The sequence below is a fragment of the Dolichospermum sp. UHCC 0315A genome, assembly GCF_008121535.1.
Taxonomy (GTDB): domain Bacteria; phylum Cyanobacteriota; class Cyanobacteriia; order Cyanobacteriales; family Nostocaceae; genus Dolichospermum; species Dolichospermum lemmermannii.
In genome coordinates, this window is sequence record NZ_CP043056.1 from 5,292,014 (window position 1) to 5,306,358 (window position 14,345).

The window sequence follows — 14,345 nt, forward strand, 5'->3', positions numbered from 1 at the left end:
TGACCAATGAATTTTAGCTGACTAATCGTTATGACCGACATTTATTTAAGTGTGGACGTGGGTGGGTCACAAACTAAAATTATTTATCAACTCCCAGCCCTGCCAGAACCCAAATTTTTAGTGCTGCCTCCTACGGTTGAGGAGATTCCGAAAACTAAGCTTGACAATTATATGTCCCGTTTGGGATGGATTGGTAGTCCTAGTCCTGAGCAACAATTATGGGTGGAATGGAATGAACGGGTGGTGGTGTTGGGCGATTTTGCTGCTTGTTTTGACCCCCAAGACCGCATTAAGGAACTCAAGTATGAAAATGCTTTGTGGAAGGTGTTGGGCGCTATTGGGCTAATTATTGAAACCCACAAGGCTAAGTTTTCTACTAAAAAGCTATTAACACTAGAATTAGCACTGCTGTTGCCTTGGAATGAGTATACAGACCGCTTGCGTTTTGAGGAACAGTTAAAGTTGATGTTGGCTCATTTCCAGGTGCGAGAAATGGTACTGAAGCTAAAATTAGTTAAGTTTTTGTGCCGTCCTGAAGGTGGAGGACTGGCTGCTGTACGCATTAAGCAAAAGGGTCTGGAGTGGTTGCGCTCGAAACAGTTGGGTGTGCTGATGTTTGGTCACAGAAACACGACCGCACTTTACTTTGAGCGGGGACAACTGAAGCTGGGAGATAGTCCCCTGTTGGGTTTTGCAGATATGCTAGACCAGGTGGTAGAGATGACCAGTGGACTAGACCGAGAGCGTTTGGCACAGGCGATATTTGCTGCTCGTTACGCTGCTCTTGACAAGGTATATAACCCCAATTATCCCCAAACCCGTCACCCCAATTGGGGTGAATGTGTAGCAATTCAAGCATTAGCTAGGGGCGCAGAGAGCGGGTGGGGGATACCGAAAGATAGAGGAGATAAGTAAGAAAGTTAGATAACCTAACCGATAGTAAAAGCAGAAAATATTTGTCGCAGAGAAAATGCTAGATGTACTATCGGTATTAGAAAAACTAGATGTGCCATTCGGGAAGTGGACACAAAACATAGAAGAAATCAGAGAAGCTAAATCTTTAGCATCAATAGTTAGAGGAGCATGGAAGTTAGGACTGGGAGTAGGCAAGGAAATTGTAGCCCACATTCCGCACCCCAAAATGTTACAGAGGGAAATTACGGAGATGAAAATCAAAGGGAGCATCAAAACAAACAGATAAAGTGAAAAAAGGCATTTGAGAAACAGTAAATCACCAAAAATGTCATCAAAATCTATTCTCAATAAGAAGCAATAAGAATGCACACCACCTGGAGAGGTCAATAGATAAGTGAAAGAAGATATTCAAGAAACAATTATAAGTTAGACTAATCAATTAAAGTAAAAAACGAAATTATAGACATAGTAAAATGGAGCTATAAATCAAAGAGATTAGCTCATCTTTACAAGAGAAATTAAATTGATAGAGATGATAATTAGCTGACTAATTGATAGTAACGTAAACAATCATCTGGTAAAAGACTCAAGATAAAATCTCTGTCCTTATTCCAATTAGAAATATGTTTCTCCTGATTGAGTGTAACCAAATGAATACACTGAAAGCATTGAAAAATCCAGCGTAAAGTAGGACGATTAGTTGCTTTGCCTAATTGATTTTTAATTGTTGATTTAGACTCCAAAAGAGCATTTCTAATATGACGTTGAGCCAAAGTATAAACCAGTAGACATAAACCCATAATCATTCCCAAAGACTCTATTCTCTCAGGACTTTTGAGGAAAATACTGTCGGCAAAAAATAATGGGTCTTTGAGAAAACCAAACCCCCTCTCACATGACTGCTGGGCTTTATATTCACTTAGCATAGAATCATTGCTTAGTTCCTGTGAATCTAAAACATTTGTCGCAATAATAAAACGTCCCGCACTCAGCAATTCTGTATTAATTTTACTTTCATCCTGGGAGACTGTAGCTGATATTTGATAGGATATTTCTCCTGAAGTATCTTTTTTATTAGATTTTACTTGAGTCACCGTACTTTCGTGAATTTGATGATATTTGAATTGTTTTGATAATTTTGATAATGCCTTGATAGCATCTGCAACACATGCAAATCTCTCTTGTGATAACTTTTTCAAATCTTGCACAGCTTTTGATTCTGCTTTGGTAATTTTTTGTGTGAGCTTATGCAGGTCTGATTCTTTTCTTTCTTGACTTTGCACTACTAACCATCTTTGTTCTATCCCTGCATAATTTTGGATTTTTGATGCTAATTTATATCCTGGTATTGTACTATCAATAAATTCTGATTCTGCTAATGTTGATATTAATGTTTTTGCTGCTTTTATGCTTAATGGTACTCGACATAACCAACGTAATTCTGACATCATTTTCAGGTTTGATTCTGTATATAAAGCAGCGTCAGCAACCATGAGACTATTAACTTCTAATTGTTTTTGATATTCTACTGCTATTTGACCAAAACATGATGAATCTGCTTGATTTCCCGATGCTAGTTTTAAAAATATTGGGATGTCTCCATCTCCTGAACATATCATTTCTATGATGAATTGTTTTAAATCTGGTCTATGGTCACGGGAATAACCGTAGGTGATGGTTATTTCTTTTGGTGATTTTACTGCTAATTCTTCTAATTCTTGGTTATTTCCTACTTTTTGACTCTCAAATATTACGAATGGTAAGCTAGTGTTATACTGCCCATGCACGTGCATTGATGATGAGTCTAGATGTGATGTTGATAGTGATACTCCAAATTTTTGAGCAGCTTTTAAGGCTATGAGAAAAAAGATTGTATCTAAGCCTTTTATAAACAGTTTATCCATGACTCTCCCCAATTTATCGTCGTTAAGATATTCTGGTTTTACTCCTGTTCCTATTAGATGCTCACAGGCGATTGTTTCAAAATATTGGGGAAACATATATAACGGTTTGGAGACAAATCCTAACCCGTTTATTATCATGGCTTTTACCACTTGACCTGCATTTACTTTTTCGTCTTTTTCGACTCCTATTAATTCATTTATTATTTCTACTATTCCGATTGAATCTATGATTCCTGCTACTATCCCTAGATGGTCTATGTTCTCAATTTCTATTTCTTGAGGTTTTAATTTCACAACAGTTTCCTCTAATACTTCTGTTGTCATCAATTATTTCTTATTTGGTTATCAATTCATTTTTTTCTTTTGTTACCAAGTTTCACTTTATCACACCACGTCCCTTTTAATGCTACTTATTCTTATTAAGCATCTTAATTTTTGAATTGGCTTTAGTTATTATGTACTACTTTAAGGGCTTTTTTGATCTGTGACAGTTTGGGGTGCGGAATGTGGGTTGTAGAGCAAGAATTGTCTTTTAGAGCAGAGCAGCCAAACAATTGGCCAACCTGTAGCCATTGCGGAAAGCGGTTGAGAAGCAAAGGAATGCGACCAAGACAGATGGAAACACTGTTAGGGCAAGTATCGTGGTCAAGAAGAGTCGGGCGATGCCCTGAAGGATGTAAAGAAACGCAAATAGCTCCATTAGATCAAGCCCTGGAAATAGAACCATGCCAACAAACTAGCTGGGAATTAGTGCAAATGGGGTGTTTATTAGCGGTATTTCTGCCATTTGAAACAGTAAGAATAATATTACACCAATTAACGGGAGTAGAAATCAGTGCAAAGACGATATGGAATTGGGTACAAAGCATGGGAAAGCGGGCAATGGCGAAACTGGAGACAGAGATAAATCAACTATCCCTTGGGAATCCGCCAACACCGGAGACAATGACTCAGGCAATAGCAAAAATGCCGTTAGTGATAGGTGCAGATGGAGTAATGATACCCATGCGTCCTCATCCGGGTAAACCTGATGGGAAAACCCAATGGCGAGAGGTAAAAGTGGCTATTTTGTCCAGATTAGGACAAGGAGTCACCCGTAAAGGAAAGGAGTTTTTCCGTCTGCACCAACGCAGATTGGTCGCTGTGTTAGGAGATATTGATGCCCTGCGTCCACGTTTAATGCTAGAAGCACTGCGACAACAATGGCAGTCAGCACCCCAATTGGTCTGGATTAGTGATGGTGGTAAGGGGTTTTGGAATCTTTATCATCAATGCTTTTCTGCCACCGCCATTGCTATCTTAGACTTTTATCATGCCGCACAAAATCTGTGGAAGGCAGCATCGGCAGCTTATGATGGTCGAACTACTAAAGCTAATCAATGGTTTAAGTATTTGCGGCATCAACTGCGTCATGGTCTCGAAGCGCAAGTGATTGCCAAATTAGCTGAAACTATTCAACTTCGCGGATTATCATCTGATGTCCTGAGAACTTTAACCAATGTTCATAATTATCTTTTTACACATCAGTCACATATCAACTATCAGCGTTATAAGGAACTAGGTTTACCTTTAGGTAGCGGTATGGTGGAAAGTGCTTGTAAGTGGTTAATTCAGCAACGGTTTAAAGGTGTTGGTATGCGTTGGAGCGAACCTGGTTTTAACCATTTGTTACATCTACGATTGGCTTGGGTTAATGGTCGCTTTGATGACCTGTTTTCTCCTGTTTTTTCCGCATCCCCCAAGCCTTAGATGCGCCCATTAGCTAGTGCTAAAGACACGAATTTAAGAACTAGGGAAATTCGAGATATTGCTCAAGCAATTGAGCGAGCGACGGCTGAATATGGGGATAAGTTAGAGCGGTGGTTAAATCGACTGCTGCCGACAAAATTGGATGAGGTGATTATTGGCGGTGGTGCTGCTTACCATTTGGAGCCGGAATTGGAGATTTATTTCAACTGTGAAGTTACTACTTCTTATGAGTCTGGGTCTAGTTGGGGTTCACAAAAAAAGGTGAGAGGTAGCAGTTATGAACGGCGCAATCAGAGCAAAAATTTCACGCCGATGATTTGGGGGGCTGGTATTGCTGAGATTGTGAAAAAAACTTTTGATTTAGATAAAGCGATAGATGGTGAGCAATGTCTGTCTCAAAGGCTCATTGACTGCTTTGGGATGTTTGATTATTTGCTGGACAAAGGAAATAGTTAGCTGTTTTTGATTTTGATTAATCGTCTGTTTTTAGTCCCGATAAAAAGGAGGGAGGAAGCAAGGGTCAATGAATAAAATCAGGAAAAAACGGAAGAGTTTAAGTTTGCGTCTTCAGCCTTATGAAGGCGAACCAATGGCAGAAGTGGTTGATTATTTGAATTCTCTCTCAAAGGAAGAGGTCAATCGCAAGGTGTCGGATATTTTGGTAGCAGCTTTGTTACCTTTGGCTCGATATCACAGTGGGGAATATACACCGGAACAATTGCGGTTTGCTTGTTGGGAATCACAGGATGTTTTAAATAAACATGGCAGTAATCTGCGCTTGGCTTTGGGTGTGGAACAACCACAGTTTGTACTGCCAAATTATGTTACGTCTGTGGCTCCAGTAATGAGTTCAGCTAATACTAATACCCACAATGGTATGACAAATGTAGAGTCAGATACGTTGGTAGAAGAACAAGAAAAGCAGCGTCCTTCTACTTTGATCCAAGGTAAGGCTTCATCTCAGGATTTGGATGGACTGTTTGGGGATGCTTAACAAAATCATCCACAGCAGTATCTAAAATGCGGATATTATCACCCCAAAGAATTTAGGCAACAACCTGTTGCACAAATTCAATCAACCTTATCAATGCTGTTATTCGGTTGGGCTGTTGCTTAACCCAACTTACATTTATTAATCTGATTCTGGTAAATTAGAGTGAACAAGCTGTGCAAATTCTTCTAAAGAACTAATGCTAATTGTTGATATTAGAAGTTGTTCTAAAAAAGATGTCTTATCAATTTGATTAATGCTGGCAATCAAATTTTCGGGAATATCACCAAACCGCACTTGTACAAGTTTGATAATATCTTGTTTCCGAGTTTTTTCTATAGTCCGTCTTTCAATGTTAGTTAATAATGGCATTTTTCGTTCCTCTTGATAATTAGCTAATTTTTCTTCAAAACTTAATTGCAAGTCTTCAGATAAAGCCATCATTAAATCAATGACCTTATACAAATCAACAATTTCTTTACGGTTATAACCTCTTTCATAAAGTAATCTAGCTAAGTTCCATTTCCACTGTTCCCTAGCTGACAAATTGCTATTAGTGGCTTTAGTCTTTAAATGTGCCATTACCACTATAGCAAAAATATTATTACTTTGCTCTAACTCCTCCCATTGATAATCTAGAAGCTTGACGATAGAAAAATTAAAGATTAATTGACTACTTCCTAAACCATACTGGTAAGAACTAGGTCGCCAACTTTTAGTTCCATCTCCTAGTATGGCTAAACTAATCACTGGTTTTTGATATAAATCAAAAGAACGATAGTTGTAGATAAACATTCTTTGGGAAAATTCTTTATCATATTGACTTTGTACTTCTACATGAATTAATATCCAAACCTCTTGATTATCTAATAACCACACTTTAAATAATTTATCAGCGTGGCGGGTTTTACTGTCGGCAGATGCGGTAATCTGTTCTAATTCTTTATCTAGAGAAATGGGGGTTTTAGTCCAATCTATTTGTTGATAGATTTCTGGATAAAAGAAGGCGAGAAATGAATCAAAATAATCTCAAGGTTGCTTCTTTCCAGGTTTCATCATAGTTAGCTGTAATTTCGGTCATTGTGATGAAAATAGTGTCAATAATTTTCTAATATTTGTGCAAGTACCTCTTGCACAATTTCAAGATTTGGGTAATTTTAGGAAAAACCCATCATATATTTATATGATATACCAAGTATTTATATGATATCCCAGCATATTCTCCCAAATCATCCCATCTAATTTGGTAGTTTCTGTAAATTGCTTTTCTAATTTTGCGAGTAAGTCCCTTAGTATGGTTTGTTGTTTTAATGTAGATGCTTCTTTGTACCACTGCACTACTGAGAAGATAATTTTATTTCTTTAATCACGTTATTATCTGACCAGTAAAAATCATCGTCATAAAATTTCAACTTTTCTCACGAGCATTTACAAGTTCAACAAAAAAATCTCAAGTTGAATCAATCATACTCACATTTTTAATGAAACAGTTTCATTAAAAAAATGTGCCATTTCAACGCCACTTCAATGCCACTTCAATGCCAAATCAGTGCCAACTCAACGCCACTTCAATGCCAATACTACGCCATACTTACGCCAATATTACATTATTAAGTACATTTAGTATATATTTAACCTGTCAATAAAAAGGTTTATTGACAAAATAATAGTCAAAAAATGCCAATCCAACGCCAATTGAATGCCAATTGAATGCCACTCAAATTGTTGATTCGAGCCGCCCAAAAACAACGTTTGGCGAGTAGCAAGCTATGTCGCAATGTGCATCTCTCTACTAAAAAGACAGCAGCCAAACCAGCAAAAAAACCAAGGGTTTCGGGTTTGCCATTTCTGGTGTAGATACTTCTACTACTGCACTACTAACTGATTTACTTTGTTCACTTTCTCGTTTCACTCTTTGAAAATCATGCTGAGAAAAATTCAACTTCTCCCATGAGCATTTACAAGTTCAACAAAAAAAATCCCAAGTTGAATCAATCATATTCACATTTTCAATGAAACAGTTTCATCAAAAAAAATGTGCCAATTAAGATCCAAAATAGCTCCAATACAGATCCATTCCCTATCCATTACACTAACAATCCATTGGTAAAACCGACTCGCTCAACCAATCATAAAATTGTGGCATCAACTGTTCCAGCGATCGCAATTCTTGAGCAGCAATATCCTCCAGCAACAACACAGCCCCCCATCTTCTATCCTCACTCCAGGAACGAAGAACCGACTTTATCGCCTCCACACCCTTTTTCAAACTCGCTCTCAGTAACTCAACACAATTAACCAAGGAAGTGTTATCGCCATCATCGGGTTGAAACTGCCTAAAATCGACTCCATCAGCACCATTAACTAAAGAAGGGTTATTACCATCTCTAGAACAAGCTGCAAAATCGACTAGATCTACCGTAGTATTCACCCCCTCCCCTAGAGGTTTCCCTATACCATTAGGGGGGGGAGTGGATACGGGGTTAGGTGGAGGCGCAACCCCATATCTAGACTGCATTCCAGCCTGATAATGTCGTTGTGATTCCTGAGCTTGCTGCGCCCTTTCCTGCTTCATGTTCCGCTTATGCTCTCTGTGAGCAATTACCTGGAGGGCAAAATCCAATTCCCCTGGAGAAAGGAAGAAAAGTTTTACCTGTTTCCCACGTGGACCCTCCTTGCGGTCATCCAACTTTAATCCCAGTTGGTCTAATAAAGTCCCCAACAACCAGATGGGTTGACATTTATCTGGAACTGTAAAGCCCAAAATCGTTTTTATATACACCCCGTATTCTTTAGCAAGTGCTACCATTCTCAATAAATCAGGATCACGAGCAGTAACTTCCTCTCCTGCTACTAACCGTTTTAAAATGTGATGCAGTCCTAAATTAAACCTGGCTAACCATTTAGCTGAATAATTACCCCAGTCCATACATAAAGGCAGATGTTCTCGCTCTTGGCGGTCTTTCTCTGCCACAATTGTTGGTGGGGCTGGGTATTGTCTATTGCTATTAGTGTCAAAAATTGTCCCATCTGGTTCTTTGAGGATGGCCTCAAATGCGGAAATGGCTCGACTTAATTTACCACCAGCATCTTTTTCTACTAGTGATTCTGTTACTTCAATACCATAAGTATCTTGAAGGCGGAATTTCTCACATTCAAACACTTCTTCAGGTTTAAGGTAATCTTTATTTTGACGCTGACGATATTCAGTCGGGGAGATATTCTTGGCTCTGGTTACTGCTGAGTAATAAGCCGTATCTAAAGCCGCAGCAGCTTTTTTCATCTGGTCTAGGGCAAATGTATCTTCATCACCACCCATGGAGATGATTTTATTCCCCATTTCTGTTAATAGATCTTGTAAATCAGTCCGCAGATTGTTGATAGAGCGGTTACGGGCAGCAAGAATTTGACAATAAGTATCTAATGCCCAATCTTTTTCTACGCCTCTGCGTCCAGTTTCCTTGTCAATGCGGATGAGGAAAGCCGTAACTTCGTTGGTTTGCAGGATTCGTTCTTTGATTTTCTGGGCGTTGGTTTCCTGATAACCAAAGGGAGGACGGGGGGCAACCCATACATGAATGGGGACGTGGGGACGATAGCGGTATAGTTGTTGGGCGCATTCGGTAGCGGTTTGGGATTTGGCGTGAAAGATGCCATATACTACGTCAAAGTGATATTCGTTGATGTCTACTCCTGTACCGAGACTGGGGGAGGTTAACAGGGCATCAACATCTTTGACGGCGTTGGTAATATCTTTGATGAAGGCTACGTTTTCTTCGCTACCTGAGTTGTCTGAGTGAATAGACCATAATCTCAGTCTGGATGTGGTGCTTTTGTGAGCGTTAGTGTTTGACTGAGCGTTCACTTCTAAGTCTGAATGGTGTTGGGTATCGGGTGTGGGGGAATGATTTGATGATGTGGAATTTACCTGTAATATTTGAGAATTTTCATTTTTATCTGTTGCAGATAATGCTGAATTTACCTGTGACAAAGTTTGAGTTGCGCCATCTTTAACTACCGTAAAGGTATCCAGTCCCTCTGCTCCCCTGCTCCCCTGCTCCCCTGCTACCTGCTCCCTGCTCCCTGCCTCTTCTATCCGTACTTTCATGGTAAGGGATTGTTCTAATTTCTTAATGAAACGCTTGGAGTCAGAAGCTACCATGATTTTCTGTTTGTTCATCAGCGCGGCGGAAATCTGGGCAACTATGGCTGAGGAGTTATTGCCTTCATACCAATAAATTAAGCGATCGCCATTTCTCCAATCGTTTTTGAGAATAAAGGGTTTTTCCTCTGGTGGACGCATGGCGCGGAAGAATTCTACTGTGATGTCGTCCATGTGGGCATCAGCGATGATTACTAGCGGGGCGTTATAAACGATATATTCCAACACTTCCAGTATTTGCGCTCGATATTCTTTACAGGTTTTACTGTGCAGTAGGTGAGTTAAGTATTGGCAAGCTTCATCAATAAACACACAGCCGTAGTTAAGCATTTGGGTGTTAAGCTTATGTAAGCTGTCAATCGTGATGCTGAGAGCTTGTGCTTTGGCTAAACCTGCATAACTTAAATCAGAGTACATATCTGTTTTAAGACGGGTTGCTAAGTTTTTCAGTAGGTTAACCCGATGTCCGGTGTTGAGGAATTTGACATCAGGATTTGCTTCCCGCCATTGAGCCATGCGTCCGGTTTTGTTTGTCCCCATGTCGCTGGACAATACTACCAGCCCGGATTTGGGAAGTTTTTCAGCTGATGACAGGAATTTGACGTTGACCCGAATATCTGGTTTGTATTTGCTGCTTAGTCCTCGATGCCTAGTGTGGAATAAGCGTTGGTATTGTTTTAAACTAACTGCGTCATCAATTATGATGGTTAGTAAGGCGTTTATTTGAGTAATTTGAACTGATGAATTTTGATTAATTACTTCATGCTGTTCTGTAAATTGACCATCGTTGGTAAGTTTATTGTTGTCAACTAGTGAGTTTTGATTAGCTGTTTGATGACACTTTATGGCTTGATAGTTATCAGTTAGCTGATTTTCTTGAACTGGTAAAAACTGATTAAGTACATGAGGACATTCTACTATTTGACCATCATTGTCTAATTGATTGCCTTCAATCAGTAAAGTCTGATTAATTGCTTGATTGGGGGTATTAGTTCGATTCTGCTCAATGAATTGACTGTATTTAACTGTTTGTCCACTTTCGATTAATTTACTGCGTTCGACAATAAAATCATCTACGCCTTTTTCGGGACCTGGTAGCAGTGCGACTTCACAGGTACAACCTACAGCTTCAATGGTTTTGCCTGTACGCAAGGTGGCTTGGAATATTGACCAACGGGTTTTGGATTTGGTTTCGTAGTCGAAGAGAATAATGAATTTACGCCCTGGTTGGGCAAGGGGCATGATGTCGGGGTGTAACCGTTCGTCAAAGTCTTTTTTGCCAATCCGTCCGCTCCAAATACCAGGGAGTGCGATCGCTACAAATCCTTGACTTAATAAGGAAGCTGCTTTTTTCTCACCTTCACACAGAATAATCGGGATTTCTGGGTGCATCATTACCCATTCCCAAAATGAAAGGGGAGTTTCGACTATTTCTGTTTGTTGTTGGTTATTGCTCAATAGCCGCACGACCCACTTCCAAAATGAGAGTGGAGTTTCTGCTATCTCTGTTTGTTGTTGGTTATTGCTCAATAGCAGCAGTACCCATTCTCCAAATGAGAGTGGAGTTGCTACTGTCTCTGTTTGTTGTTTTTTCTTGCTTAATAGCATTACTAACCATTTCCACAATGAGAATGGAGTTTCTGCTATTTCTGTTTGTTGTTTGTTATTACTCCATAGCAACAGTACCAATGCCCAAAACAAGACGGGAGTTTCCCAAAACGAGAGGGGATTTAATTGGTCTTGTAAACGCTGTGCTGGGGGAGAATAATCTCGTTTGATATTGTAACGTGCTGCAACGTTATCCCAAATGCAGTCGGGAACATCAAAGTAGGTGACACGGTTGGGTGTTTTTGGTGGTGATTCGTATTTAACTATTTTGCCATTTTTGTCAATACGCCCTTGGGTGGGTTTGAATCGTCCCCACTCCATTGATTGCCAGTTATTTAAGGGGTCTAGTCCACTAATCCATATCCCCCCCTCTGTGGCGTATTGGTACAGTTTGAGGAAGGGGCTGGTTACTCTACCTGTGTTTAAGCGAGGGATGGCGTTGGAGATGAACAGGTAGTTGAGAACTGTATCGCCGGCAATGTGGATGAAGTTTCGCTCTATCAGTTCTGGATGGATGGCGCTGCTAATTGCTAGTTCGTGATATTCGGCTTCTGTAAGGTTGTTGGGGAGGTGAACCGGAGACTGGCTGTTTGCTTGCTGCTCTAGATGATTTTGAGAAGCTGATGTTTGGCTGTTTGCTTGCTGTTCTGGATGTTGTGGAACAGGAGATTGATTAACTGATGTTAGGTCTTTGTTATTTAACACGGTAGATTCCTCTTGATACTTGGTTTTTCTGGGTATCAGAGGGGGTTATTCATGCTGCTCTTACATATTTATGAGATTTGCTGCTGCTTCTTTCTGGGTTTGTTTATTTTTTGGCGAAAAATAAAGAATCTTGGGACTTACACAGGTTATCTAAAAATCAGGGGTTTGGTCAGTTGTTGTTGGGGAGATGGGGAGACAAGAAAGAAACTCATTTAATAATTTCTCTTTGTTTCCCTGCACTTCTCACCCTATCTTTTTTTTTAGATCCTGTGAACAGTAAGGGCTAGGAGGTTGGCTAAACTGCTAAAACTCTTACTGTTCATCACTTTCCACACTATATACCCTGTCTCAAGCAGTAATCTTGGTGGGGACATCCTCAGTCAGATTATTTATTTTCCCAAAATATTCCAGTTGGAAGGCTGTTCATGTTACAGCAATCAATATAATATAGAGGAACGGTTCCCCCTGTTCCCCCTCTTTTGGGGGTGCAGCAAAATTTAATCTCAAGAAAGCCAATTGGTGGGTAAAGCGTCCTAAACTTCATGCCACTTCTTCGGTTTCTTTGAAATTAACCCCGCTCTGATACGGTTTCTGTAAAATTAACCCCGCTCTAATAGATGGAGCAAAGTTAAAATCGGCAATTCTATGATGGGACAAAGCGTTTACTACTTAGTATCGTTTTGTCCTTTTGCCGTTTTTGCGGTTGTTATCTCTTCACCTCCATTACTCATTTTATTTACGTATTAGCAAGATCATACAGAACTTTTGCACCGATGCAACCTAACATTAGTTTGATTTCTAACTTTTATTTTTGCTACATCTGTTTATACAAGCTGTGATGACCCCGTTGCGGTAAAAGCTTTTGCTCAAAAATCTTTTCTTTTGAGTTGCTATAGTTTGATGGGGATATCTTCATTGAAGCACTTAAGTAGTGTTTCAATTTGGGGGAGAGAATAGACATTGATAGCGAGTGTGGGGGTATGAGAGCCAGCAAGAAGAGCTATCACTCTGCTAGTTTTGTAGTTTATACTTCGGAGCTTTTGTATTAGTTGTAAGGCTTGAGAAGATTTATTACACCTGGACTTAACAAAAGTTTCTATGTCATTCCTAAATGTAATTTCGACACCAACACCACCAGAAAACTTTAGAGATTCAGCAAAAACAATTCCCGGCTGTTCAGTGCTTTTAGCCTTGAGCAAAGAGGTGAAGAAAGTGGATTTAAAATCACTTGGCATCCTATGCATCTGGGCTGTGGTGCTTGACAATGCCTCATCGCTCACATATCCAAGGCTAATTTCCGCAGGAAGAGGGCATTTTTCTAAATTAACCTGCGAACCGTAGACATCACCCAAAAGCTGTTTTCTGCGTTTAGCTTCTCCCATACTTCATTCCCCATTCATAAATAATCGTCTAACTAGAATACTAGCCAATATTCAATACCTTTGCTAAATTAAGATTCCTAGTCTTTTTTAGGCGTTTAATCCAGCTACAGGTATATTTCTGGCTTTTTTCCATTTTCGCCTCTTTACACTTTATTCTCTCCATTCCATCGTAGCGAAAACTTCGTGACACTAATCATACAGATTGTATCAATATAAAAATTCACATTGTAAGAATATGCATGGTCAGTATGTGTTGCGGCTTGCAATCATAAACCCTCCGGCTCGCAAACAAGAAAATTTCTGACTCACATTAATTGCAATTAAGATTGTATTCTGGCTCAAATTAAATGCAAATGGGCTTGCAATTATAAATATCGACTCACATTAATTGCAACTGAACTCGCACCAGAAAACTGGTTACAGAACATTCTTTCCGTTGTGAGTCTTAAAAGAGAATTGAGGGTAAAATGGACATCTTACCTCCCTAGTTCTATCAAATGATCAACTAAAACTCGCAACAGAAATTTTGGATTGCCAAAATGCACCTATTGGATCGCATTGTCCCCAGTTATTGCAGCTAATAACTTCTAGCTTATTTGCAATTAATGTGAGCCGGGGAGTAATGATTGCAAACTGGTTGCAAATAATCTGAGCCTAGTTGCAGATAATTTGAGCCGAACCAACATTTCAGTTGCAAATAATGTGAGCCGGAAAATGTCTTGTTTGCAAGCCGGAGTATTTATAATTGCGAGCCACAACAAGTATGGTAATCTAATGACAATGACTTAGCTTATTTACGGCGGTTCTCGCTCTAATTAAACACAATCGATGGCTGGGTTTCCCCGCCCCCTAATGGTTTGACGATAAAAACTGTATCTCATAACAGCCGGAAGTGCTGTAAGTATACTAAAAACGGCTAAAATCTGGAC

Annotated in this window: 9 protein-coding genes and 1 pseudogene; 5 read left to right on the forward strand and 5 right to left on the reverse strand. The window is 39.6% G+C overall.

The features are described 5' to 3' along the window. Nucleotides 1-30 precede the first annotated feature (30 nt). Both BMF77_RS25020 and BMF77_RS29135 read left to right on the forward strand, forming a co-directional pair. The gene (locus BMF77_RS25020; protein WP_246863031.1) at nucleotides 31-915 is read left to right on the forward strand and encodes a ParM/StbA family protein; all 885 of its coding nucleotides are present in this window, start codon (nucleotides 31-33) and stop codon (nucleotides 913-915) included. 55 nt (nucleotides 916-970) lie between these two features. Then, nucleotides 971-1,201, forward strand: coding sequence for a hypothetical protein (locus BMF77_RS29135; RefSeq protein WP_168204489.1), 231 nt, complete (start codon nucleotides 971-973; stop codon nucleotides 1,199-1,201). 253 nt (nucleotides 1,202-1,454) lie between these two features. Here BMF77_RS29135 and BMF77_RS25030 read toward each other — a convergent pair whose 3' ends face one another. Beyond that, a complete protein-coding gene (locus BMF77_RS25030) occupies nucleotides 1,455-3,143 on the reverse strand; it encodes an IS1634 family transposase (protein WP_148763581.1) in 1,689 nt (562 codons plus the stop codon). Between the two features lie 180 nt (nucleotides 3,144-3,323). On the opposite strand from BMF77_RS25030, the gene BMF77_RS25035 reads away from it, so the two are divergent. From BMF77_RS25035 to BMF77_RS25045, 3 genes are all read left to right on the forward strand, one after another. Beyond that, nucleotides 3,324-4,568, forward strand: a complete 1,245-nt coding sequence (locus tag BMF77_RS25035; protein ID WP_148766640.1) for an ISKra4 family transposase — start codon at nucleotides 3,324-3,326, stop codon at nucleotides 4,566-4,568. Further along, entirely contained in the window at nucleotides 4,569-5,024 is a 456-nt protein-coding gene (locus BMF77_RS25040; RefSeq protein ID WP_210422269.1) for a hypothetical protein, read from the forward strand. It begins immediately after the preceding gene. A 67-nt stretch (nucleotides 5,025-5,091) separates the two neighbouring features. Further along, nucleotides 5,092-5,562 carry a hypothetical protein gene (locus BMF77_RS25045; RefSeq protein ID WP_148766642.1) on the forward strand — a complete coding sequence of 157 codons (471 nt, stop codon included), beginning with the start codon at nucleotides 5,092-5,094 and terminating at the stop codon, nucleotides 5,560-5,562. A 138-nt stretch (nucleotides 5,563-5,700) separates the two neighbouring features. On the opposite strand, the pseudogene BMF77_RS25050 reads toward BMF77_RS25045, so the two are convergent. From BMF77_RS25050 to BMF77_RS25070, 4 genes and pseudogenes are all read right to left on the reverse strand, one after another. Beyond that, nucleotides 5,701-6,640 (reverse strand): annotated as a pseudogene (locus BMF77_RS25050) (hypothetical protein). 711 nt (nucleotides 6,641-7,351) lie between these two features. After that, nucleotides 7,352-7,501 (reverse strand): hypothetical protein, encoded by a 150-nt coding sequence (locus tag BMF77_RS27095; RefSeq protein ID WP_168204490.1) that lies wholly within the window; start codon nucleotides 7,499-7,501, stop codon nucleotides 7,352-7,354. A gap of 150 nt (nucleotides 7,502-7,651) precedes the next feature. Continuing rightward, complete coding sequence (locus BMF77_RS28355; protein ID WP_371735148.1) at nucleotides 7,652-12,034, reverse strand: DUF3854 domain-containing protein; 4,383 nt, start codon at nucleotides 12,032-12,034, stop codon at nucleotides 7,652-7,654. Between the two features lie 890 nt (nucleotides 12,035-12,924). Beyond that, nucleotides 12,925-13,416: a hypothetical protein gene (locus BMF77_RS25070; protein WP_148766644.1), complete on the reverse strand. Its 492-nt coding sequence runs from the start codon at nucleotides 13,414-13,416 to the stop codon at nucleotides 12,925-12,927. Nucleotides 13,417-14,345 lie beyond the last annotated feature (929 nt).